Source organism: Novosphingobium profundi (assembly GCF_020524485.1).
In the GTDB taxonomy this organism is placed as follows: domain Bacteria; phylum Pseudomonadota; class Alphaproteobacteria; order Sphingomonadales; family Sphingomonadaceae; genus Novosphingobium; species Novosphingobium profundi_A.
Window position 1 is genome coordinate 248,393 of record NZ_JAIVLF010000004.1, and the last position, 23,048, is coordinate 271,440.

Sequence of the window (23,048 nt, forward strand, 5' to 3'; positions counted from 1 at the left end):
ATCAGGGCTGCAGGTCGTACTGCTTGAGCAGATCATAGAGCGTGGGACGGCTGATCCCGAGCATCTTGGCCGTACTCGAGATATTGCCTTCGCTGCGCGCCAGGGCATGACGGATCACCTTGCGGTCGGCCTGCTCGCGCGCGGTCTTGAGGTTGAGCGCGTTGATGACCTGCTCGTCAGGATCGGCGAGGTCGAGGTCGCTGGCCGAGACGAGCTTCTCGTCAGCCATGATCACCGCGCGCTTCACCCGGTTCTCCAGTTCGCGCACGTTGCCCTGCCAGGGCCAGGCATCGATCGCGGCCAGGGCATCGCTGGCAAAGCCGCGCACCTTGGGGTTCATCTCGGCCGCGTAGCGCGCAAGGAAGGTCTTGGCGAGCAGCGTCGCATCGCCGGGGCGCTCGGCCAGACTGGGAATGCGCACGACGATTTCGGCGAGACGGTAGTACAAATCCTCGCGGAAGCGGCCATCGGCGATCATCGCATCGAGATCCTGGTGGGTGGCGCACACGATGCGGGTGTCGACCGGGATCGATTCGCGCGAGCCGACCCGCTCGATCACCCGCTCCTGCAGGAAGCGCAGCAGTTTGACCTGGAGCTGGAGCGGGATGTCGCCCACCTCATCCAGGAACAAGGTCCCGCCCCCGGCCTGCTCGATCTTGCCGGGCGTCGTCTTGACCGCGCCGGTGAAGGCGCCCTTCTCGTGCCCGAACAGCTCGCTTTCCAGGAGATTCTCCGGGATCGCAGCGCAGTTGATGGCGACGAACTCGCCGCGCGCCCGGTCGCTCGCATCGTGCAGGCCGCGCGCAAGCAGTTCCTTGCCGGTCCCACTCGCCCCCAGCAGCATGACCGAGACATTGGTGTTGGCGACGCGTTCGATGGTGCGCGCGACCTTGAGCATTTCGGGAGCGGCGGTGATCATCCGCCCCAACACCTTTTCTTCCTTCTCGACCTTGGAGGACAGGCGGCGGTTCTCTTCCTCCAGCCGGTGGAGCTGGAGCGCACGGCGCACGATGAGACCCAGCGCATCGATGTCGACAGGCTTCTGGTAGAAGTCGTAGGCACCGCGCGCGATGGCGGTCAGCGCGCTTTCGCGCGCGCCATGGCCGCTGGCGACGATAACCTTGGTGTCGGGCTTGAGCGCCATGATCTCGTCGAGAACGGCGAACCCCTCGCTCGTGCCATCAGGATCGGGCGGCAGCCCCAGGTCGAGCGTCACCACGTCGGGCGCCTCGGAGCGCAGGAGGGCAAGCGCCGAGGGACGGTCCCCCGCCACGATGACCTCGAAGTCCTCGTAGGCCCACTTGAGCTGGGCCTGGAGCCCGGCATCGTCCTCGACGATGAGGAGCTTGGGCAGCGACTTTGCGGCAGTATCACTCATCACGCGACTTTCTGATCATTCTTCGTGAGGTTCTGGTAGAGATTGGTCGCCTCGCTGAGCGGGATACGCACGACGAAGCGCGACCCCAGCCCCTCGCGCGATTCCACATCGAGCCGCCCGCGCATTGCACGCACCAGTTCGCGCGCCTCGTACGCGCCGATCCCGAAGCCTCCGCTCTTGGTTGACACGAAAGGCTTGAACAGACCGTTGCGGACGAACTCGGCAGACATGCCACAGCCGGAATCGAGCACCTCGAAGCGGGCATGGAGACCATCGGCAACGACCGAGAGGAAGACAGGGCTATGCGGATCGCTCGCATCGATCCCGTTCTGGACAAGGTGGACAAGCACCTGTTCGAGCGAATGGCGGTTGGCAGTGATCTCCAGGTCGGGCGAATCCACGGCCACGAACTGCGCGCTGTTCTCGAAACTGGTCCCGACCGAGGCCGTTACGTCGCGGGTGCGAATGTTCTCCAGCTTCTCCACCGCGCCGTTACCGTAACGTCCAAGGCGGGCAATCAGCGCGTTCAGCTTCTCCGAGGAATTGCGCAAGGTCACCAGCATGTCGGCGCGGAAAGCCGGCTTGTCGGCGTGCAGTTCGGCGTTGCGGGCAAGCAGGCTGAACTGGCTCGCGAGGTTCTTGATGTCGTGCATCACGAAGGCGATGCGGCGGTGGAAGTCATCGAACCGGTTGGCCTCGGCCAGCGCGGTCTGGCTGGCATTTTCCGCAAGATAGCTTGCCACCTGCTGGCTGATGACGCGCAGGAGATCGAGGTCCTCCCAGTCGAAGGTGCGCGCGAACTGCGGCCGGGCGAGCACCACAAGGCCGACCAGGCGCTCGAAGTGAACGAGCGGAATGACCGCCCAGCTGCGCGCATCGGCAAGGAGCCACTGTGGGATCTCGAACGCCGTGTCCGCTTCAGGGGCTGCGCTGCGGCCGCGTACTTCGTCGAGATCGACAATATAGCCGGTGCGTTCGAGGTAGGACTGGCTCTGCAGCGACATCGCGACACCCGGCACCTCGATCTCGGGCCAGTTCCAGCGTGCGGCGAGCGTCATCTCGCCCTGCTCACCGGGCGCGAGGAGAAGTCCTGCGGGGCTCTCGAACAGGTCCGCGACCGACTTGACCACGCGTTCCCCCAGCGGCGCGGCGTTCTCCCCCCCGCTGCCGATGGTGCGGGTGAAGCGCAGCCATTCCTCGCGGTAATCGTAGCGGTGCTGGAAGAAGTGCTTGGCCAGCGTCACCTTGAGCCAGCTGCGCAGCTTGCGCGAGGGCAGGACCACCAGCGCAATTGCACTCGCGAGGGTCAGGAAGGCAAGTTCGAGCAGGCGCGCGAAGTTGCCGCCCGCATAGGACAGCCACTGCGCCACGGCGACCATCCCCACCAGATAGGCCCCGATCACGAGCAGCGAGAAGGTCTGGAACGTGACCGCACGCGAAGGACGGATTTTCAGTTCGTCCCGGTTGGCCGCGACCGACAGACCGATGAACATCGCCAGGATCACCGTCGCCACTGCACGCAGGGCCGCCACTTCGCGCGGCCAGGCCCCGGCAAGGTACGAGATCGTGTAAAGGTTGAGGTCGAAGGCCCACAGCACAGCGAGGCCAATCGTCGGCCAGCGAAGCGCCGGGCGCGCATCGTGCGAACAGCCCGCGTAGAGATTGTGGACCAGGACCAGACCGCCCACCGTCACCAGGAGGCGGAACAGGACATTGAATTCGAACGCGAGGCTTCGCAATTCGGGGGGCAGCGGCAAGGTCATCACGACATAGTCGATGCCCAGGTGCAGAACCTCGACAAAGCACAGCGCCATGACGACAGGTCGGATCGGCGCAAGCGAGGTGTCACGTCCATCGCCACTGAACAGGCGAAAGACGACATAGAGCCACCCCATGTTGCGCGCGGTCTCGCAGAGCGAGGCGAGGAACGGCGGCACCGTTCCCACCGCGACAGCCGCGACCGACAGGCTCCACAGGGAAGTCAGGAACAGGGCGAAGAGCGCGGCGCCGCCCGCACCGGCAAGCCGGTGGCGGCGTGGCCACAGCGAAAGGCCGACAGCCGCCGTCGCAATGGCGCCCGTCAGGTCCAGCGCAATCGCGATCGTCGTCCAGATATCGGGACTGTTCCAGGCCATCATCGCGCTCCCTCGCTCCAGATTACGACCCGCAAGGTCTGCAACAGGATCAGGAGGTCGAGAAAGGGCGTGTAGTTCTTCGCGTAATAGAGATCGTATTCCAGCTTGTTGCGCGAATCCTCGACCGACGCGCCATAAGGATAGTTGATCTGCGCCCACCCGGTAATTCCGGGTTTGACCATATGGCGCTCGGCAAAAAAGGGAATGTGCGCTTCCAGGTCAGCCACGAACTCGGGTCGCTCCGGGCGGGGCCCGACGAAGCTCATCTCGCCTTTGAGGACCGTCCAGGCCTGCGGCAGTTCGTCGATCCGCAGCTTGCGCAGGAAACGGCCAAGCCGGGTGATGCGGGGATCGTCCCTGGTCGCCCATTGCGCTCCGGCCGCTTCCGCATCGCTGCGCATCGAGCGCAACTTGATGACATCGAAAGGCACACCGAACAGGCCGACACGGGACTGGCGGTAGAAGGCCGGCCCGTTGCTGTCGAGCTTGACGAGGACCGCGAAGACCAGGACCACCGGGCCGGTCAGGAGCAGGACGCACGAACTTGCAACGATGTCGAAAAGACGTTTGACCGCGCCGGAAACGGCCCGCCCCGACGAAAAGCCATCTGAAAAGATCAGCCAGCTGGGATTGACCGTGTCGAGGTCGATCCGGCCGGTCTCGCGCTCGATCAGGCTGGAGAAATCGTTGACGTGGACGCCGGCGGTCTTGATCCGCAGCAGGTCCTTGAGCGGCATCGCGTTGCGCCGCTCTTGCAGCGCCAGCACGACTTCGCTGACCCCCAGGCTCTCGACGAAGCGGGTAAGGTTCTCGATCTCGGCGCGCGGGGTCGCCCCCTCCACGCAGGGCGCGCCCTCGTTCATGTCGACGAAACCGGCGACCGCGAAGCCGCTTTCCGGACGCCTGGAAAGCACCTCGATGCGCCGCGCACGCGCGCCCGAACCCAGCACCAGGACGCGGCGCCGGAACACGGCGGAGCCGAAAGCGGCGTGGAAGAAGAGCCGGTTGCCCATCAACAGCACGATCGCCAGGCCCATCGAATAGACAAGGGTGGAGCGCCAGAACTGCTCGGTGGCCACAACAAAGTCAACGAAGGCCAGCGCGATCACGCCCAGCGAGACCGCAACGAGCAGGCGCGCGGCGGCAAATCGCATGGAACGAAGCGCCTCCGAGGCATAGACGCCGACCGAAACCATCGCGAGGATCATGACCGCCCCGAAAGCGCCGTGTGCGGCTATACGCGCCAGCAGCGAGCCCATGTCCATACCGATCTGCATCGCCCGCAAGCGCCAGGACAGCTCGTTCGCGAGGACCAGCAAGGCGAAGTCGACGATACACAGCAGGATCACCGCGTAGGGGATATAGTGTTTGAAAAGCCGGACCATCGCCTCGGGTCGCTATCCTTGTGCATGTTAACACGTGTGACCCCAGCTTAACGCCAAGGCGTAAACTGTCGGTAAAACTAACACGTCACTACCGGCTTGAGGGCTGGACACAAGGACGAAAATCCCGGATCATGGCGCTTTCAGAGCTATTCCCTGCGCCAAATGTCGGCACATTTTACAGGAATGTACAGCACGTCAGAGGGCGCCCGGCACCTTTCCGGGACTGGCTGTAAACCATGCGCTAACCACGAGAGGAAACCATGGTGTTACGCGCCTCACGGTAGAGGCCGCGCTGCCATGACAGGAATACGCACCAGCCGCGCGTCAGCCGGCAAACTCTCGCTCAAGCAGATCTCGGTACACTTCGCGGCCATCACGCTCGTCGCCACGGGCATGCTGGCCGTGTTCGCCGACGGCGAGCGCAGCAAGGCGGCCCTCGCCGCCGCGGCCGCGCATGAGGCCGACGCGGAGGACGCGATCGGCCAGGCCGCAAAAGGCGCGGCCAAGAACCTCATCAAGATACGCCCCCGCCGCGAAACGGCCGGGCAGTTCGGCCCGGACCCGGTGCTGCGCCCTGCCCCAACGGGCGCGATGGCCTATGCCCAGAGCCACGAAGCGCGCCATGAGCCCGGCTACGAACCCGGCCCGGACCTCCTGCCCACATCCCCCCTCGCGCAGTCGGCACCTCCGGCCAATCTGCCGCCGGGCATGACACTCGAGGAATGGCTGGCCCTGCACGAAGAGGAGCGCGGCGACCTGCCCGCCATTCGCCTTGGCCCCGATGACCTGCGGACGATGGGCGCCCTGCCCTTGTCCGGCCAGCCCGCCGGCTGACCAAACAAGAGCCACAGGCGCGCCTACTTCTTGCCCAGGATATCAAGCGCGGTGAGCGTCAACGTCTCCGCGCCCGAGCCGATGACCTTGTCCGCTTCGGGTGCCCAGAACGCACTGTGGAGCGAGGGCAAGGGCGGCCCTCCTTCCTGCGCGGCCTGGTAGGCCGCCTCGGGCACGCCGCCCACCCAGAAGATGATCGACTTGATGTTCTCCTCGTCAGCGCGGCGGTATTCGCCGAAGTCCTCCCCGCCCATCACGGACGGGAGTTCGCCGACCTTGTCGGCCCCCATCTTCGCCTGGAGCCGCCCCAGCGTTTCTTCCGTGAATTCGGGCGAATTCCAGGTTGCCCGAGTATAGAGCTCTTTCCAGCTCACCTCGGGCAGGTCCTCTTCAGGGACACCGGCCGCCAGCGCTTCGCCGCGTGCGATCCGCTGGATACCCTCCAGCAGCTTGGCGCGCGTTTCATCCGAGTAGCTGCGCACGGTCAGTTCCAGCTTGGCGCTGGAGGAGATGACGTTGTGCTTCGTGCCTGCGTGGAACGAACCGACTGTCACCACGACCGAGTCCTTGGGATCGATCTCGCGGGACGCCAGGGTCTGCAGCTTCATGACGATCGAACTGGCCAGCACAATGGGGTCGATCGTGGTGTGGGGGTAAGCTCCGTGCCCGCCGCGCCCCTTGACGAGAATGTCCACGCTGTCGACATTCGCCAGCGCCCAGCCCACGGCCGCGCCGACCTTGCCCGCTTCCATTCCGGCGGAATCGTGAAAGGCCAGCGCATAGTCCGGCTTGGGAAAGCGCGAATAGAGGCCGTCTGCCAGCATCGCGCGCGCACCGGTGCCCATTTCCTCGGCAGGCTGGCCGACCATAACGAGCGTGCCCGACCACGCCTCGCGCCGAGCCGAAAGCAGTCGCGCCGTCTCGATCCAGGCGGTCATGTGGGTGTCATGGCCGCAGGCGTGCATGATGCCACTTTCCACTCCGGCCGTGGATACCCCCTTCATCTTCGAGGCAAAGGGAAGGCCGGTCTGCTCGGTCACGGGAAGGCCATCCATGTCCGCGCGGATAAGAACCGTGGGGCCCTCGCCGTTGCGCATGACTGCAACGATGCCCGTGCCGCCCACGCCCTCCGTCACCTCAAACCCGGCCTCGCGCGCGGCCTTGGCCATGATCCCGGCGCTGCGCGTCTCCTGCATCGAGAGCTCCGGGTGCGCGTGCAGATCGCGGTAGATCTCCATGAGCGAAGGCATGTCAGCAGTGATCGCCTGCGCGACCTCGTTGTCCCCCTGCGCCGCCACAGGTGAGGAGGTAAAGCCCAGCGCCGTTCCGGCGGCCAGGGCCAAGCGAAGCATGTCAAGATGTCCCATGCGCGCAAGGCTATGGAATGCCCTGTAAAAGGCAAGGGCTCATAACGCTCTGGGAAAAGGCTGCCCCCCGGCAGATGCCGGTGTGGTGCCCCTGGCCCGACTCGAACGGGCACGCCTTTCGACAAACGATTTTGAGTCGTTCGCGTCTACCATTCCGCCACAGGGGCACGGGATGAGGCCAGACGCTTAGCGGCAGCCATCGGCGCATTCAAGAGGCCAATGTGCGAATACCCACCGGGACGGACATTTGCGCCGGTCCGGGTCTTTTTCTCAGAATTCCCAATCAAGTGCGACGTGGAGCAATTGCCGCTTCATGGCACCCTTGCGCGATCCGATCGAGCCGATCTCGAAGCGCGGCCCATCCTCACCTGTGGCGTACTGCCAACGCAGCTTGATCTTTTCGGCGTCCGCTTCGGGAGCCGGGCCAAGCGCGACGCGCTCGCTACGCTCCCGCGTATTCAAGGGCTTGGCGGATAGGGAAAATCCACGAAGGTCGAGACGTGAGCCCGGCGACGAGGGGCTTGCCGAAGAGGCGACGAGTGCCAGCGGAACTACGCCCTTCGCGACAGGCTCTCCCGCATGAACAGCGGCGGCCGGGATGCATGCCCCGATGCCAAGAGCCAAGCAAAGGACGTTCCTGATCGCCATTCCACCTCCCCGGACCAGCACTACGTAAGTACCACGTAGAAACGGCGTGGGGAATACGACAGTTCCCGGCAAGACCGGGAAAGGCACATAAAAATACTCTGGAAGGGGATACTAAGCCCCCATTTCCAACGCGTTGGGCCGCTCGAAAAAAATCGCTGCGCCCGACACGAAAAAGGGCGGCCAAAGCCGCCCTTCCCCGATCCGGATCCTCCGCGCGGCTCAGCCCTTGAGCGAGTTCGCGAGGATCTTGTGAATGCGCGAATGCAGCACGTCGTTGCCCGCCAGGATCTGGCTATCGCAATAGGGAAGCGAGCGCCCCTTCCAGTCGGACACGAAGCCACCGGCCTCGCGCACGAGCAGACAGCCCGCCGCCGTATCCCACGGCTTCAGGTCGGCTTCCCAAAAGCCCTCGTAACGGCCCGCAGCAACCCAGGCGAGATCAAGTGCAGCCGAACCGAAGCGACGGATGCCCGCAACCTGCGGCGCCAGCGCCTGATAGATGCGCGACCATTCCGCGACGTTGCCATGCCCCTGGAAGGGAATGCCCGTCGCGATCACGCTCTCATCGAGGTGGCGGCGCGACGACACGCGCAGGCGCGCATCGTGGAGCCAGGCGCCCCGGCTCTTCTCGGCCCAGAAGCTCTCGTCGGTGATCGGCTGGTAGATCAGCCCCGCGGTCACCTCGCCCCAGCCGCCGTTGATCGACTTGTTGCCGTCAAGGCGCGGCTCCTGCACCGCGATCGAGATCGCGAAGTGCGGAATGCCGTGAAGGAAGTTCGTGGTGCCATCGAGCGGATCGACGATGAAACGCGGCTTGTCGGGATCGCCCTCGATCGAGCCGCCTTCCTCGAACAGGAAGCCCCAGTCCGGGCGGGCTGCGCGCAGCTCGTCCCAGATGGTGCGCTCGGCGGCCTGGTCAGCCTTGGAGACGAAGTCGGACGGCCCCTTGCGCGAGACCTGGAGATGTTCGACTTCACCGAAGTCACGGCGAAGTCGGCCACCAGCCTTGCGGGCGGCCTTTTCCATGACGCGGATGAGACCGGAAATTGCGGCCATAACCTTTACTCTGCTCCTACTGCCGGCCGGGCCGGCACATCAATTTTCAAACGCGCCGACCTCACCCGAACGATCGGGTGGTCAGCGCCCGTTGCCCGCGCTCGCGCCTTCGGGCTGATAACCGCAGACCAGGGCAATGGCTTGCAGCAACTCGCCGGGCTTGTCACGGTGAACCTTGTCGGCGTTCTTGGCGATGAGGCCATCCACCGAGGTGCCGATCTTACCCAGCGAGTTGTTGTAGAGACAGCCCACCAGCGCGTTCTTGACCGGCTCCTCGACCTGCTCGGAGCGCAGGGCAGAGACCATCACGTTGAGATAGAGGACCGCGTTCTGCACGTCCTCGGCCTTGGGCTGGGCCGGAGCGGCGTCCTGCGCCGCCACGCCGACCGGCAGGGCCGAGAGGGACAGGGCCGCGCCGAGCGCCAGCTTGTGGAGGTTGGAACGCAGCTTCATGATCAGTCCGCCTTTCGCACGTAGGCCTTTTCATAAACATCAACGACGATGCGCGTACCGCTTTCGATGTGCGGCGGCACCATCACGCGAACGCCATTGTCGAGGACAGCGGGCTTGTAGCTCGACGAGGCGGTCTGCCCCTTCACCACGGCGTCGGCCTCGACGATGACGGCCTCGACCTGCTCGGGCAGCTGCACCGAGATCGGGCGCTCTTCCCAAAGTTCAAGGGCAACCTGCATGCCGTCCTGGAGGAAGGCCGCGGCATCGCCGAGAAGATCGGCGGGAAGCTGGATCTGGTCGTAGGTCTCGGTGTCCATGAACACCAGCATGTCGCCCTCGGCGTAGAGGTACTGGAAGTCCTTGGTGTCGAGGCGCACCTTCTCGATGGTGTCGGCGCTGCGGAAGCGCACGTTGGTCTTGCGGCCATCGACGAGGTTCTTCATCTCGACCTGCATGTACGCACCGCCCTTGCCGGGCTGGGTGTGCTGCGTCTTGGCCACCTTCCAGATGCCCTTTTCGTATTCGAGAATGTTGCCGGGACGAATGTCGACGCCGCTGATCTTCATGGAAACCTGCCTTCGATGGGAAAGAGCTGAGCGAAACGGATCCGGACCTCTACAGGAGAGACACAGGGTTTCGCAAATCCCGCGCCCCTTAGCCGAGGCAGACGGGCATGGCAATTGCCTCGCTGCGGTGCTAGCGCGGCTGTCATGAACCGAGCCGCCCTCTCCCGCCGCCTTGCGCCGGCGATCCTGTGCCTTGCTGCTTCTCTGGCCCTTGCCGCGCCGCTCAGTTCGGCGGGCGCCGACAGCCCGGAGCCGCCGCCGGTTCCAGGCGGCAAGATCGGCACGCTCAAGATGGGGCGCTACGCCTGCGAACTGCCCGGAGATGCGGGCGGCCTGATCGGCGAGCCGGTTCCCGAATACGACTTCACCATCGTCAATGCCTCCAGCTATCTCGCCAAGGGCGTACGCGGAAGCTACCTGCATACAGGCTCCGAGGTGGTGATGACGGGCGGCGTTTTCCGCAACCGCCGCTTCACGCGCATCAGTGCGGGTTTCCTCGAAGAAACGGGCCCTGGCCCCGAACCTGAAGCTGGCGCGATGCGCTGCATCCTCGTGCCCCGGCGCTGATCGCGAATTTCGCGCTCCTTCCACACCTGACGGCAAAAGCGCACCGGGGCGTGCAGCCTTTTGCGCATCGGACCATTTCCTCCCCCAAGGCGACGCGGACCCGGCTCCTCCGGCCCCGCCAGACAAAGGGGATCGGGAATGACCGACAGGATCAGGATCGGAGTGCTCAACGACGCAGCGGACCTGCGCGCGGACGAGAACAACGATTCGCCTGCCTACCACGACATCGCATTCTGGCTTGATCGCGAGATCGCGGCCCTGCGCAGCACTGGCTGCGCGCTCCCGGAAGTGGAGATCGTACACGCCTACGCGCTGGGCCTGCCCGGTGGCACCGGAGCCGCGGTCGAGGACGCCTGCCATCGCCTGATCGATGACGGCGTCGCCCTGATCGTGGGCCCCTTCGTCAGCGACAACGCCGCCATCGCCGCGCGCGTCTACGAAGATCGACGCGTTCCCGCCGTAATCTGCTCCCACGATGAGCATGCGCGCACGCGCCATGCCTTCCAGCTCCAGTCGGGCGGCGCCGTCGAAGAGGCCGCGCGGCTTGTGCAGTACCTTTTCACCAGTGGATGCTCCCGACCGGTCGTCCTGCACGAGACATCCCGCCTGGGGGAACGTCTGGCCAAGGCATTCCTGGAAGAGGCCGCAATCGCAGGGCTTGCTCCGCGCGTGCGCATAGCTGTGCCATCGCAGGCTGGAGCGCACGAAGTTCCGGATACTCTCGCCCCGGCCCTCAACGAAGGTGATGTTCGCTCCGGTGCGCTGATCTATCTGGGGCGCACAGCGCCACCACGCGAGCTTCGCGATGCGATTGGGCAGTCGGGCTATGACGGTGCCTGCCTGCTCAATCTCCTCGCGGCCCAAAACGCCGCGACGCCGCACGCCCCTGCAAGTCGGGAAGATCTCGAGGGGTGGCTGCATCTGTCGCTCGTAACCGAGAGCAATCCGCGCTTCCGGACGCTCCAGGACGAATTTCCCGATGCCTGCGCGCACCACGGGGCGATGGCGCGTGATCAAGACCTGGCACGCCTGGTCGCCCATGCGCTTGCCCGGGCGCCATCGCTTACCCCTTCAGGCATGCGACTTGCTCTCGAGCAGGTCCGCCTTCTTCCCGCAGCGCAAGGCGAGGAAGGGACCATGCTAGGCTTTGGTCCGCTTGTACGCGCGGCCCTGCAGGGCCCCTACCTGACGATCCGGAAATGGACGGCGGGTGACAGCGTGGCAATAACAGCAACCTGAACTAGACGAGCCCCTCGGCCTCCGCCCCGAGAACCGGAGGGACGGCATCGGCAAGCTCCGAACTCTTGTCCACAGTGCGGATCTGCAGGATCGAGCCCCGGAAGGGACGTACACAGTTTCGGCCTGCATTCTTCGCCTGATAGAGCATCTGATCCGCCCGTGCCATGGCGGTCACCACCCCGCGAGGCGAGGTCCTGTCCACTTCCGCCACACCGACACTCAATGTGACGCCAAGCGCCTTTCCACCCGCCGCGAACGGCTCTCCAGCCACGGCCTCGCGCACCCGGTCAGCCACATCGATGGCGCCCGACAGCGACGTCTCGGGGAGCAGGATGGCAAATTCCTCGCCTCCAATGCGCCCGACCAGGTCCTCGCGGCGCCCCTGCATGTCGAGGATCTGGGCAATCCCGAAGAGCACTTCGTCCCCCGCAAGATGGCCATGGACATCGTTGACCTGCTTGAAATGATCGACGTCCAGGAGGAGCAGCGACATCGGCCGGTCATGGCGACGCGCGCGCTGGATTTCGGTCTCGGCCCGCGCGGTGAACGCACGGCGATTGAGCATCCCGGTGAGATAATCGTGGTCGGCCAGATCCAGGAGCTGGCCCACGTATTCGGAAATGCGTCGCACCATGGGCCGAAAGATGAAGAGGGCCTCGAAGGCCAGAGTCAGAAGCACGATCGCAAGGATGCCCCACTGGATCCGCTCCATCTGCTGGGCGCGCACCTCGCTGACCGACTGGTGGATCGCGACAACTTCCTCAAGACCGGCCAGCAAGGGCCCGCGCGAGAGGACCGACAGGGTGCGCAGGTTCCCGATCTCGTCGGCGGCCGCGGGCCCATGGCCTCCCCGCGGGAGGGCGATCTCCGCTTCCGCCGCATCCAGGAAACGCCGAGCCAGACGGTCTATTTCAGCAGGTCCATAATAGATGTCGTGCAAACGGCGCTCGGCAACCGAGGCACCTTCCTGCCTTGAAGCGAGGCTGGCCAGTTCGCGGTGGGCGTCGGCAAACTGGCGCACGGCCGTCTCAAGCGGTTCGCGTACCTCCTCGTCGCCCCGGTGCAGATCGTCCGCAAGTGCACTGATGCGCTGCGAAAGCATACGCTGACGTCCGCTCATGTTGATGATCGCTGCGCCGCCTTCGTTCGCCCGCAACGTCTCGGTCAGGACGAAGTGCGACACGATGCTGAGGAGCGCGATCAGTCCCAGCGCCACGACATAGCGTAGCGTGAGACTGCGCGGTGTAACCTGCGACATCTGCAACCACCCCCCGTTCGAAATCCGCGGGGACAGTGCCTGTGAAGGCTTAACAACTAGTAATAATACTTAGGTTTCAATCATATGTGCAATTTGCACACACAGATGACCTCACAGGAATATCCCTGAACGACGCCCTAGACGCGGCGAACTCGGGGGCCTTTGACATGGCCCAAAGTCCGCCAGGATTTTTCCCGCTGGCTCCGATCAGTAGATGCCGCCCTGCTCCTCGGCAAAATTATCGGCAACGCCCTGGGCAGCCTCGGCCGCCGCCGCCCGCGCCTTGCGTGCGCCATCGATCTCGGCAATCAGCGCATCGCGCCGTTTGGTGAACTCGTCCTCGGCGGTGTACTGGCGCGGTTCGGTGTCGGGCTTGAAGGCTTCCCAGATGACGGAAGCCTTGGGTTCGTCCGAAGGCTCTACGCCCATCACCTGCTTGCCGGTCACGCGATCGATACGCACCATGCGCACGCCTGGCGGCGCGACGAAGGGCTGGTCGCTCCAGCGCTCGCGCGTGGCCTCGATCACGTCCTTGAAGATCGGCGCCGCGATCCGCCCGCCCTGGGCATAGCCCCCAAGTGAGCGCGGATTGTCGTAGCCCACGTAGACACCGCCCACGTAGTCCTGCGAGCCGCCCATGAACCACACGTCGGTCGGGCCGTTGGTGGTTCCGGTCTTGCCAAAGAGCGGCAGGTCGAGGCTGCGCAGACGCACCGCGGTGCCGCGCGTGACAACACCTTCGAGCATGTGGATGGTCTGGTAGGCGGTGTCCGCGTTCATCACCTGCTTGCCGCGGCGCGCGATGCGCGGCATCGGCTTGCCGTCCCATTCGGCCATGTTGCAGCCATCGCAGTTGCGCTTGTCGGCCTTCCAGATGACCTTGCCGCTGCGATCCTGCACGTAGTCGATGACCGAGGCGTCGTATTGCACACCGTTGTTGGCGAGCGCGGAATAAGCGTTAGCCATGCGCGCCACGGTCGTCTCGCCTGCGCCGAGCGCGAAGGAGAGGTAGGGCTTGTACTCGCCGATGCCCATGGTCTTGAAGGTCTTGACCACCTTGCCCATGCCGATGTCGTTGGCAATGCGCACGGTCATCAGGTTGCGCGACTGTTCGAGACCCCAGCGCATGGTGCGCGAACCCGCACCACCTTCGTTGCCGAAGTTGCGGAAGCACTTCTGCCCAAGGTTGCCGCCCTGGTAGACACAGAAGGTGCCGTCGAGCACCTGGGTCGCGGGCGTCATCCCGTTGTCGAGCCCGGTCGCATAGACGAAGGGCTTGATCGTCGAGCCGGGTTGGCGCTCGGCCTGGACCGCACGGTTGAACGAGCCCAAACCGGAATCGAAGCCACCCTGAAGAGCCAGAAGACGTCCCGAATGGGGCTGCTCCATGACCATGCCGCCCGAGACTTCGGGCACGGTGCGCACCGCGTAGGTCCCGGCCGAAACCGGGGCGGCGGCCAGAAAATCGCCGACCTTGGCACGGTCCGGAATATTGGTGAGTGCGGCGATGTCGCCATCGGAAAAGCCGATGCGCCCTTCCCCATTCGCGGTATCGAGCACGACCCCGACGCGCCAGTCCTGATAGTCGATGGTCTTGTTCGAGACGATGAGCTGGGTCTGCCAGTTCTCCATGTCGTTGATGTGCGCGATCGGCCCCGCCCAGCCACGACGGCCATGATAGTTCAGAAGCCCCTTGCGCAACGCGGCGCGCACCGCGCCCTGCAGTTCGGGATCGAGCGAGGTGCGCACCCACAGACCGCCCGCATAGACACTGTTGGGCCCGTCCTCGGCCTTTTCGCCGTAACGGTCGATCAGGCGGCGGCGCACCTCCTCGATGAAGTAGCCGTTGGCGGGATCGTAGTCGGGGCCGCGCTGCGTGACGAGGCCGAGCGGCTGTGCCTTCGCCTGCGCAGCATCGGCTTCGCTCACCCACTCGTTGCGGACCATCTGGTCAAGCACCCAGTTGCGGCGTTCGAGCGCGCGAGCCTCGTGCTTCTTGCGCCCATAGACTTCGGGCGCGCGCGGCAGGATCGCAAGAAAGGCGGATTCGCTCAGCGTCAGCTCATCCACGTCCTTGTCGAAATAGGCGCGTGCCGCAGCCTGGACACCGAACGAGCGACGGCCAAGCGGGATCTCGTTGAGATAGAGCTCGAGGATCTGCTCCTTCGAAAGCACGCCCTCGATGCGATAGGCGAGCACCATTTCCTTGAGCTTGCGGGTGACCGAGTACTCATCGCCGATAAGGATGTTCTTGGCGACCTGCTGGGTGATCGTCGAGCCGCCCTTGGCGCGCTGGCCCGAACCATACTTGGAAACATAGTCGACCACAGCCCCTGCAAAGCCGCCGATATCGACGCCGCCATGCGACCAGAACGTACGGTCCTCGGCCGAGAGGAAGGCGTTGACCAGCGGGCGCGGCAGATCGACATAGCGCAGCTGCACGCGGCGTTCACGCGCATAGCTGTAGGCAATATCGCCATTGATATCGCGCACCATGGTGGGGAGTGGCGGCTGGTAGGCCAGCAGCGACTTGGCATCGGGCATGTCGCGCATGAGCACGGCCCACAGGCCAATCAGACCGATGATCCCGGCCACACACAGGTACACAAATCCGCGCAGGATCCGGCTTGATCGCCAGATCCGTGCGATTCGACCCTGGCCACCTTCGCGGCGGGGGCTGGTGCTTGCGTCTTCCGGCGTATCCTGGGCCGCGCCGGGGCCAGTGTCAGAGCTCGTGTCGGTCATCGTGCAAGCCCTCTAGCACGCCCTTTTTGCGCAAGGCCAGCGCGAGATCGGGCAAGTCGCGGATAACACGGCGAAGCGAGACACACATTAACGCCACCACATGCGACAGGACCGATCTCCCTCCCGCTCACCGGAAATCCGCACGCCGCGCGAAATAGCGCCGGATCGCGCGCGCCGCTGCGCCTGCAACCACGCCCTGCCCTTCGCGCGACTGGAGGAAAGCGGCATCCTTAGCATTGTTGATATATCCGGTTTCGAACAGGACCGAGGGCATGTCCGGCGCCTTCAGAACCGCCAGCGCAGCCGTTTCGACATGACGCCGGTGAAGGCGCACGTCCGCGTCGCCCAACTCCTCGATCAGGAAGGTGGCCACTTGCGCGGAGGCCTCCTGCGCGCCGCGCTGCGAGAGGTCGAGCAGGATCGCGCCCACCGCATCGTTGGCGGCATCTAGGACAATGCCGTTTACCCGGCGCGCGCGCGCGGCATCGCTCTGCGCCGCACTGGCCGCGAACCGGCGTGCGGCCTCGCTGCTCCCCTTTTCGGAGAGGACATAGGCACTGGCACCTCGCGCGAGGTCGCTCTCCGCGCTGTCGGCGTGGATCGAAAGAAAGAGGTCAGCCCCCAGACGCCGGGCAATATCGGGGCGATCCGCAAGCGAGATGAAACGGTCAGCATCCCGCGTCAACGCAACCCGGACATCGCCGTGGGCGAGCAGGTCGGCGCGGATCGCGCGCGCAATCTGCAGGGCAATCTGCTTCTCCTTCACTCGGCCATTCCCTGCGCCGGGATCAAAGCCCCCGTGCCCGGCATCGATCACGACGAGTGGCTGACGGGCATCGCGCGGACCTTCGACCGGTGGCAGATCGGCCGGCACGCCGATCTCCGGCAGCTTCATGCGCACCACGTATTCGCGCCCCCCGCTCGCCTGTGCGAACGTGCGATTAATCACGAAAACGCAGGCAAGCAGCGCGAGCGGAGCCAGCAGCAGCAGGAATATCTGGACCAGACGCACCATATTCGGTGTCTCGTTAGGGCCTTGCCGCAAGCCCCGCAATCCTCTTGCGCGCGTCGGCACGGATCCGCCCGGGACACAGCGCATTTCAGCGGGTGCACGCCCCGCTGCAGCGATGTTCGATCCACTTCGGAAGACATGGCCCACCAAGCAACTTGCCGTGGCTTACGTGTAGTGCTAGGCAGTTCAAATCCGCGACTGTTCACCCTAGACAGGTTGGCAAGTTATCTTCCTGAAAAGGGCTTGCAATCTGCCATCAGGGCCTACAGCCTGCGCGGAGAGAATTGAACCGGCCGCTTTCCGGCCCGGCTCCAACAGGTTGATGCGAGAGATGAGAAGCCAATTGCCGCCTTGCCAGCCCAAGCCCTTCGGGGCGGTGGCGGCGTGGCCGCAACTTTCGGCGTGTTGGGTTTCGCCACGCGAACTTCCGCTCGCAGACGCAATCGCTGCCGCAACGGCAGTGGAATTTGATACGACACTCGGAGCGATGGATTGCTCCGACCCCATCTACAATCCGGTCCGCTACGGAGACGAGGCACCCCGTCGTTACGGCACCCTCCCGTTCTCCTGCGACCTTCACGACAATCGACGCGCGCCACTGGCTGATCCGGCCGGAAGGCAGCGCGTCCGGAGACTTACCAATGGCAACGCGCATGCTCATCGATGCGCGCCACCCGGAAGAAACGCGGGTGGCGGTACTCAAGGGAAATCGCATTGAAGAGTTCGATTTCGAATCGACCGAACGCAAGCAGATAAAGGGTAACATCTACCTCGCGAAGGTGACGCGCGTGGAGCCTTCGCTCCAGGCCGCCTTCGTCGATTTCGGTGGCAACCGTCACGGCTTCCTCGCCTTCAGCGAAATCCACCCGGACTACTACCAGATCCCCAAGGAAGACCGCGACGCGCTCCTCGCTGAGGAAGCTGCGCACGCGGAGGAAGAAGCAGCCCTGCGCGCAAGCGAAGTGGACGATGAGGACGAGGACGAAGAGAACGACACCGACGGCGAAGACTTCGACGACGGCGGCCTGACCGAGGTCGACACTTCCGAGAAGGACGATGTCGCCACGATCGAGGACGGCAACGTCGAGCGGGGCTTCGAGGACGGCGAAGACAGCGAGGACGAGAACCAGGGCCGCTCGCGCCGTGGCCGTGGTCGCGGCCGCCGCCAGGGTAAGGCCCGCTCGAAGGAAGCCGAAGAGCTGCGTTCGAAGCGTCTTGCGCTGCGTCGCCGCTACAAGATCCAGGACGTCATCCATCGTCGTCAGGTCCTGCTCGTGCAGGTCGTCAAGGAAGAGCGTGGCAACAAGGGCGCAGCCCTCACCACCTACCTCAGCCTTGCCGGTCGCTACTGCGTGCTCATGCCCAATTCGAGCCACGGTGGCGGCATCAGCCGCAAGATCAGCTCGGCCTCGGACCGCAAGCGCCTGAAGTCGATCATCGCCGAGATGAACCTGCCGCGTTCGATGGGCTGCATCGTGCGCACGGCCGGCCTCCAGCGCACCAAGACCGAGATCAAGCGCGACTTCGACTACCTCGCTCGCCTGTGGGACGAGCTGCGCGAAAAGACGCTGCACTCGGCCGCGCCCTCGCTGATTCACTCGGACAGCGACCTGGTGAAGCGTGCCATCCGCGACATCTACAACCGCGAGATCGAGGAAGTCGTTGTCGAGGGCGAGGAAGGCTACCGCGCGGCCAAGGACTTCATGAAGCTCCTGATGCCCAGCCACGCGCGCCGGGTTAAGCCCTATTCCGACCCCGTGCCGCTGTTCCAGCGCTACGGCGCCGAGGACCAGCTGACCGCGATGTACGACCCGGTCGTGCAGCTCAAGTCGGGTGGCTACATCGTCATCAACCCGACCGAGGCGCTGGTCTCGATCGACATCAACTCGGGCCGCGCCACCAAGGAGCACGGCATCGAGCAGACGGCGGTCGCCACCAACCTCGAAGCCGCGCGCGAAATCGCGCGCCAGCTGCGCCTGCGCGACATGGCTGGCCTTGTCGTGATCGACTTCATCGACATGGAATACGGCTCGAACGTCCGCAAGGTCGAGAAGGCCATGAAGGACGCGCTCAAGAACGACCGCGCTCGCATCCAGGTTGGCCGTATCTCGAGCTTCGGCCTCATGGAGATGAGCCGCCAGCGCCTGCGCACCGGCGTACTCGAGGCGACCACCCGCTCGTGCCCGCACTGCGACGGCACCGGCCTCGTGCGCACCGCCAGCTCGGCGGGCCTTTCGGCCCTGCGCCTGATCGAGGACGAAGCGGCCAAGGGCAAGGGCGTGATCGTCTCGCTCTTCGCCAGCACCGAAGCGGCCGTCTACATGCTCAACGCCAAGCGCGCGGACCTGGCCGACATCGAGGAACGCTACGGCGTGACCGTGGAAGTCATCCCCGAAGGTGAGAACGAGGGTGCCAAGATGCGCGTCGCTTCGTCCGGCCCGCGCAATGACTTCGTGCCCCGCTTTGAGCCGATTGCGGTCGAGGTTGAGGACGACGGCCTCTACGAGGACGAGGAAGACGAGGCCTTCGAGGCCGAGGAAGCCCGTTCGAACGACGAGGACGAAGGCGGTTCGCGCCGCAAGCGTCGCAAGCGCCGCCGGGGTCGCGGCGGTCGTGACCGCCGCGAGGACGGCCAGGACGCGGGCGAAGCCCAGGCCGAGGCTGACGAGGACGGCGAAAGTGCCGAAACCAACGGTGCCGAAGCCAGCGACGAGCACGACGACGAAGCCGAGGCTCCCCGCAAGCGCCGTCGCCGTGGCGGTCGCCGCCGCCGGGGTCGCCGCAATGCCGAGGGCGAAGGCTTCGGCAACGAAGGTGACGAAGGCTCCTCGGACGAGAGCCCGGCTCCCGAAGCCGAAGTGGAAACCGAAGCACCTTCCGAGCCCGCCGTGAGCGCGCCCGAACCGGCTCCGGAACCCGAAGCCGCGGTCGCCGCCGAAATGGCGCCCGAACCGGTCGAGGTCGCGGAAGTTCCGGCCGAGGAAGAACCCGCTCCCAAGCCGAAGCGCACGCGCACGCGCCGCAAGAAGGTCGAGCCTGCCGCCGAGGAAGCCGCCGCCGAACCGGCTGCGGAAGCTCCGGCCGAGGCTGCGACTGCCGAAGCGGAAGCCGAGGAAAAGCCCAAGCCCAAGCGCGCCCCGCGTCGCAAGAAGGTTGAGCCTGTTGCCGAAGAGGCCGCAGCCACGACCGAAGCGGCCGAGGAAAAGCCCAAGCCCAAGCGCGCTCCGCGCCGCAAGAAGGTTGAGCCTGCCGCCGAAGAGTCCGCAGCCTCGACCGAAGCGACCGAGGAGAAGCCCAAACCCAAGCGTGCCCCGCGCCGCAAGAAGGTTGAGCCCGTCGCAGAAGAGGTCGCCGCTGAGGCTGCCCCCGAAGCCGCGGCGACCAAGCCTGCGAGCGAGGAAACCCCGACCAAGGTTGAAGCCGAGGCCGAGGAAACTCCCAAGGCCGAGGCTCCGCGCCGCGGTTGGTGGCAGCGCACGTTCGGCGAATAATCGCCGCGACCGCGCAAATATCGAAAAAAGGCTCCCCGCTCTTCGGAAACGGGGAGCCTTTTTTGCATGGGCTATCGCAAACTGCGCTGGTGCCGCTGGCCAGGCCGACAGCCCAAAACCGTGCACCCGCTCGCGCTAAAAATACCGCCCGGACATACCCCTTCCCTGCAAAACCATCGAATTTCTGCGACTTACAGAACACGACTGGCGCTATGGATCGCGGATCACGAGGACGCCTTTTCGCCGCCCAATTCAGCCGAAGATGCGCAATTTGCATGAAAAAAAAGCGGTGTCAGAGCGCTCGAATGCCCATCTGTTCACACTCCCCCCTTGCCCCACGCGGCTGAATCGCTAGAGGGGAACCACCGAGGCGGTTATGCCGCAATGCAAGAAAACGGGGATTCGTTCATGGCGCAGTTCACCCTTCCGGCCAACAGCAAGATCAAGAAGCAGGGCAACGTCCACAAGGCTGAAGGTGCGACCCGCGTCAAGAAGTTCACCGTCTACCGCTACGACCCGGATTCGGGCGAGAACCCGCGCTACGACACGTTCGAGATCGACCTCGACAACTGCGGCCCGATGGTTCTCGACGCGCTCATCAAGATGAAGAGCGAGCAGGACCCCACCCTCACCTTCCGCCGTTCGTGCCGCGAAGGCATCTGCGGCTCGTGCGCCATGAACATGAATGGTGCCAACGGCCTCGCCTGCACGACCGCGATCGAGGATCTCAAGGGCAACATCCGTATCACGCCGCTGCCGCACATGGACGTGGTCAAGGACCTGGTTCCCGACTTCACGCACTTCTACGCGCAGTACGCTTCGATCCGCCCCTGGCTGCAGACTGTCTCGACCACGCCATCGGGCAAGGAACGCCTGCAGACCCCCGACCAGCGCGAGAAACTCGACGGCCTCTACGAGTGCATTCTGTGCGCCTGCTGCTCGACCTCGTGCCCGAGCTACTGGTGGAACTCCGACAAGTTCCTGGGCCCGGCCATCCTGCTTCAGGCCTACCGCTGGCTGGCCGACAGCCGCGACGAAATGACCGGTGAGCGCCTCGACGAGCTGGAAGACCCCTTCCGCCTGTACCGCTGCCACACGATCATGAACTGCTCGAACGTGTGCCCCAAGGGCCTCTCGCCCGCGCGCGCAATCGCCGAAATCAAGAAGATGCAGGCCGAACGCCAGATCTGATCGGCGTACCTCGGCGTTTCATCGATGTCAGTCGTGATGCATTGCGCGCTCCCCGTCGGCGTTCGTCGCCTGCGTGATGTCACCCGGGAGCGCGCGGCATGACCGCGATGCTCGGTCGCTACGAGACTCTGGTTGCCACCGGAGAGCTGCGCTCGGATCCCGAGCAGGCCGCCGTGGCCGAGCGCCTCGACCAGTTGCAGCGTGCCTTCTACAAGGCGCGCAATTCCACAGGCCTTTTCGGCAAGCTTCTGGGCAAAAAGGCCCCCTCCCCGCGCGGTGTCTACATGTGGGGCGGCGTCGGACGCGGCAAGTCGATGCTGATGGACCTGTTCCACCAGACGCTCGACATCACGGCCAAGCGCCGGGTTCACTTCCACGCCTTCATGCTCGAGGTGCACGCTCTCCTCAACGAAGAGCGCAAGAAGGAAAGCGGCGACCCGATCCCGCCTGTCGCCGCAACGATCGCGCGCAACGTGCAGTGCCTCGCCTTCGACGAAATGGTGGTCAACAACTCGGCCGACGCCATGATTATGAGCCGCCTGTTCACGCAGCTCATCGAGCACGAGGGCGTCACGATCGTAACGACGTCGAACCGGGCTCCGTCCGAACTCTACAAGGACGGCCTCAACCGCGAACACTTCCTGCCCTTCATCGACCTTATCGAGCGTGAGCTCGACGTCTACACGCTGAACGGCCCGACCGACTATCGCCTCCAGCGTCTTGGCGGCATGGCGACCTGGCATACCCCCTTGGGCGAAGAGGCGACCGAGCAGACCCGCGAGGCCTTCTACCGCCTGACCGACTATCCGCCCGAGGATGCCGAACACGTTCCCCCGGCGGATATCGACGTTGGTGGCGGACGACTGCTGCATGTACCCAAGAGCCTCAAGGGCGTAGGCGTCTTCAGCTTCAAGCGCCTGTGCGCCGAAGCGCGCGGCGCCTCCGATTACCTGGCGATTGCGCGCGCCTACCACACGGTCATCGTCGTCGGCATTCCCCGTATGGGCCCGGACCGCCGCAACGAAGCAGCACGTTTCGTGACCCTGATCGACGCCCTTTACGAGAACAAGGTGAAGCTCATCGCGGCCGCCGATGCCTCTCCGGAAGAGCTCTACGAGGCCGGCACCGGTCGCTTCGAATTCGAGCGGACAGTCAGCCGCCTGAACGAGATGCAGAGTGCAGACTACCTGGCCAAGGGCCACGGCGAAGACTAAAGCACTCCCCGATGCGCTAGGCCGGATCAACCGCTCCAGGCTAGTATCGGTTCGCCAGGCCTTCTGAACCATCAGAAGCAACCATCCGATGGGATTGCTGAATGACGTCGCCCTCAACACGTTTCGGTGAGGCCGCCCGCCGGTCCATAGTGCCATCCGCGAACTCGGCACGCTGGTAGCTAGTCCGACGATCCCAGCAAGACCCAGGTTCACCAAAAGCTTCAATATGGGACTTCATGGTGGAGGCCCCACCCTCCCCCTTCGATCATATGCAAGCAAGTCGCGATGCGGACTACGCAGCATATCCAGAATGAGCCAAGGTCACCGCATAGCGCCGACGCGATCCGGTTAGCAAAACGCAATCAGGGCGACGCCAGGTACCCTTCATAAAAACAGGAGGACGCCCCGCCGGCACCTTTTCGACATGAGTCGCATTTTGCCTTCGGCATCCGGATAGAGTGCCCAGTCGTAGTCACTCACGCGTTTCATTCGCGATTTCAGCTGCACAC

General features: G+C 64.7%; 17 protein-coding genes and 1 tRNA gene. 6 read left to right on the forward strand and 12 right to left on the reverse strand.

Annotated elements, in window-relative coordinates:
- Nucleotide 1: 1 nt before the first annotated feature.
- From prsR to LC060_RS11525, 3 genes are read right to left on the reverse strand one after another with little or no spacing between them, the layout of a single operon-like run.
- Complete coding sequence (prsR, locus tag LC060_RS11515; RefSeq protein ID WP_213501576.1) at nt 2-1,378, reverse strand: PEP-CTERM-box response regulator transcription factor; 1,377 nt, start codon at nt 1,376-1,378, stop codon at nt 2-4.
- The gene (prsK, locus tag LC060_RS11520; RefSeq protein ID WP_226635692.1) at nt 1,378-3,513 is read right to left on the reverse strand and encodes an XrtA/PEP-CTERM system histidine kinase PrsK; all 2,136 of its coding nucleotides are present in this window, start codon (nt 3,511-3,513) and stop codon (nt 1,378-1,380) included. Before prsK ends, prsR begins: the two co-directional genes overlap by 1 nt.
- Nucleotides 3,513-4,898 carry a TIGR03013 family XrtA/PEP-CTERM system glycosyltransferase gene (locus tag LC060_RS11525; protein ID WP_226635694.1) on the reverse strand — a complete coding sequence of 462 codons (1,386 nt, stop codon included), beginning with the start codon at nt 4,896-4,898 and terminating at the stop codon, nt 3,513-3,515. Before LC060_RS11525 ends, prsK begins: the two co-directional genes overlap by 1 nt.
- Before the next feature lie 297 nt (nt 4,899-5,195).
- Between LC060_RS11525 and LC060_RS11530 the strand changes: the two genes are divergently transcribed.
- Nucleotides 5,196-5,732, forward strand: coding sequence for a hypothetical protein (locus LC060_RS11530; protein WP_226635696.1), 537 nt, complete (start codon nt 5,196-5,198; stop codon nt 5,730-5,732).
- A gap of 23 nt (nt 5,733-5,755) precedes the next feature.
- Here the strand turns inward: LC060_RS11530 and LC060_RS11535 are convergent, their stop codons facing one another.
- The 6 genes from LC060_RS11535 to efp form a co-directional block, all read right to left on the reverse strand.
- The gene (locus LC060_RS11535; RefSeq protein WP_226635698.1) at nt 5,756-7,084 is read right to left on the reverse strand and encodes an amidohydrolase; all 1,329 of its coding nucleotides are present in this window, start codon (nt 7,082-7,084) and stop codon (nt 5,756-5,758) included.
- A 98-nt stretch (nt 7,085-7,182) separates the two neighbouring features.
- A tRNA-Leu gene (locus tag LC060_RS11540) sits at nt 7,183-7,266 on the reverse strand.
- A 103-nt stretch (nt 7,267-7,369) separates the two neighbouring features.
- A complete protein-coding gene (locus LC060_RS11545; RefSeq protein ID WP_226635700.1) occupies nt 7,370-7,723 on the reverse strand; it encodes a hypothetical protein in 354 nt (117 codons plus the stop codon).
- A gap of 243 nt (nt 7,724-7,966) precedes the next feature.
- On the reverse strand, nt 7,967-8,803 hold the full coding sequence (locus LC060_RS11550; RefSeq protein ID WP_226635702.1) for an inositol monophosphatase family protein: 837 nt from the start codon (nt 8,801-8,803) through the stop codon (nt 7,967-7,969).
- An 81-nt stretch (nt 8,804-8,884) separates the two neighbouring features.
- Nucleotides 8,885-9,256: a hypothetical protein gene (locus LC060_RS11555; protein WP_226635704.1), complete on the reverse strand. Its 372-nt coding sequence runs from the start codon at nt 9,254-9,256 to the stop codon at nt 8,885-8,887.
- Between the two features lie 2 nt (nt 9,257-9,258).
- The gene (efp, locus tag LC060_RS11560) at nt 9,259-9,822 is read right to left on the reverse strand and encodes an elongation factor P (protein WP_148626507.1); all 564 of its coding nucleotides are present in this window, start codon (nt 9,820-9,822) and stop codon (nt 9,259-9,261) included.
- A gap of 144 nt (nt 9,823-9,966) precedes the next feature.
- Between efp and LC060_RS11565 the strand changes: the two genes are divergently transcribed.
- Together LC060_RS11565 and LC060_RS11570 are read left to right on the forward strand one after the other, a co-directional pair.
- Entirely contained in the window at nt 9,967-10,389 is a 423-nt protein-coding gene (locus tag LC060_RS11565) for a hypothetical protein (RefSeq protein ID WP_226635706.1), read from the forward strand.
- 138 nt (nt 10,390-10,527) lie between these two features.
- Complete coding sequence (locus tag LC060_RS11570) at nt 10,528-11,628, forward strand: ABC transporter substrate-binding protein (protein ID WP_226635708.1); 1,101 nt, start codon at nt 10,528-10,530, stop codon at nt 11,626-11,628.
- 1 nt (nt 11,629) lies between these two features.
- Here LC060_RS11570 and LC060_RS11575 read toward each other — a convergent pair whose 3' ends face one another.
- The 3 genes from LC060_RS11575 to LC060_RS11585 all read right to left on the reverse strand — a co-directional run bounded on the left by LC060_RS11575 (nt 11,630) and on the right by LC060_RS11585 (nt 16,646).
- On the reverse strand, nt 11,630-12,886 hold the full coding sequence (locus LC060_RS11575) for a diguanylate cyclase (RefSeq protein WP_226635710.1): 1,257 nt from the start codon (nt 12,884-12,886) through the stop codon (nt 11,630-11,632).
- Between the two features lie 207 nt (nt 12,887-13,093).
- Nucleotides 13,094-15,631, reverse strand: coding sequence for a penicillin-binding protein 1A (locus LC060_RS11580; protein ID WP_226635712.1), 2,538 nt, complete (start codon nt 15,629-15,631; stop codon nt 13,094-13,096).
- A 127-nt stretch (nt 15,632-15,758) separates the two neighbouring features.
- Complete coding sequence (locus LC060_RS11585; protein WP_226635720.1) at nt 15,759-16,646, reverse strand: N-acetylmuramoyl-L-alanine amidase family protein; 888 nt, start codon at nt 16,644-16,646, stop codon at nt 15,759-15,761.
- 638 nt (nt 16,647-17,284) lie between these two features.
- On the opposite strand from LC060_RS11585, the gene LC060_RS11590 reads away from it, so the two are divergent.
- From LC060_RS11590 to zapE, 3 genes are all read left to right on the forward strand, one after another.
- Nucleotides 17,285-20,134, forward strand: coding sequence for an Rne/Rng family ribonuclease (locus LC060_RS11590; RefSeq protein ID WP_226635722.1), 2,850 nt, complete (start codon nt 17,285-17,287; stop codon nt 20,132-20,134).
- Nucleotides 20,135-20,542: 408 nt separating this feature from the next.
- A complete protein-coding gene (locus LC060_RS11595; protein WP_039393979.1) occupies nt 20,543-21,325 on the forward strand; it encodes a succinate dehydrogenase iron-sulfur subunit in 783 nt (260 codons plus the stop codon).
- A gap of 98 nt (nt 21,326-21,423) precedes the next feature.
- Nucleotides 21,424-22,539 carry a cell division protein ZapE gene (zapE, locus tag LC060_RS11600; protein ID WP_226635724.1) on the forward strand — a complete coding sequence of 372 codons (1,116 nt, stop codon included), beginning with the start codon at nt 21,424-21,426 and terminating at the stop codon, nt 22,537-22,539.
- Nucleotides 22,540-23,048: the final 509 nt, after the last annotated feature.

What these genes read in the sequence shown, in the direction of transcription:
- prsR (WP_213501576.1), bottom strand. Translation starts at nt 1,378, where the DNA reads ATGAGTGATACTGCCGCAAAGTCGCTGCCCAAGCTCCTCATCGTCGAG.
- prsK (WP_226635692.1), bottom strand. Translation starts at nt 3,513, where the DNA reads ATGGCCTGGAACAGTCCCGATATCTGGACGACGATCGCGATTGCGCTG.
- LC060_RS11525 (WP_226635694.1), bottom strand. Translation starts at nt 4,898, where the DNA reads ATGGTCCGGCTTTTCAAACACTATATCCCCTACGCGGTGATCCTGCTG.
- LC060_RS11530 (WP_226635696.1), top strand. Translation starts at nt 5,196, where the DNA reads ATGACAGGAATACGCACCAGCCGCGCGTCAGCCGGCAAACTCTCGCTC.
- LC060_RS11535 (WP_226635698.1), bottom strand. Translation starts at nt 7,084, where the DNA reads ATGCTTCGCTTGGCCCTGGCCGCCGGAACGGCGCTGGGCTTTACCTCC.
- LC060_RS11550 (WP_226635702.1), bottom strand. Translation starts at nt 8,803, where the DNA reads ATGGCCGCAATTTCCGGTCTCATCCGCGTCATGGAAAAGGCCGCCCGC.
- LC060_RS11555 (WP_226635704.1), bottom strand. Translation starts at nt 9,256, where the DNA reads ATGAAGCTGCGTTCCAACCTCCACAAGCTGGCGCTCGGCGCGGCCCTG.
- efp (WP_148626507.1), bottom strand. Translation starts at nt 9,822, where the DNA reads ATGAAGATCAGCGGCGTCGACATTCGTCCCGGCAACATTCTCGAATAC.
- LC060_RS11565 (WP_226635706.1), top strand. Translation starts at nt 9,967, where the DNA reads ATGAACCGAGCCGCCCTCTCCCGCCGCCTTGCGCCGGCGATCCTGTGC.
- LC060_RS11570 (WP_226635708.1), top strand. Translation starts at nt 10,528, where the DNA reads ATGACCGACAGGATCAGGATCGGAGTGCTCAACGACGCAGCGGACCTG.
- LC060_RS11575 (WP_226635710.1), bottom strand. Translation starts at nt 12,886, where the DNA reads ATGTCGCAGGTTACACCGCGCAGTCTCACGCTACGCTATGTCGTGGCG.
- LC060_RS11580 (WP_226635712.1), bottom strand. Translation starts at nt 15,631, where the DNA reads ATGACCGACACGAGCTCTGACACTGGCCCCGGCGCGGCCCAGGATACG.
- LC060_RS11585 (WP_226635720.1), bottom strand. Translation starts at nt 16,646, where the DNA reads ATGGTGCGTCTGGTCCAGATATTCCTGCTGCTGCTGGCTCCGCTCGCG.
- LC060_RS11590 (WP_226635722.1), top strand. Translation starts at nt 17,285, where the DNA reads ATGGCAACGCGCATGCTCATCGATGCGCGCCACCCGGAAGAAACGCGG.
- LC060_RS11595 (WP_039393979.1), top strand. Translation starts at nt 20,543, where the DNA reads ATGGCGCAGTTCACCCTTCCGGCCAACAGCAAGATCAAGAAGCAGGGC.
- zapE (WP_226635724.1), top strand. Translation starts at nt 21,424, where the DNA reads ATGACCGCGATGCTCGGTCGCTACGAGACTCTGGTTGCCACCGGAGAG.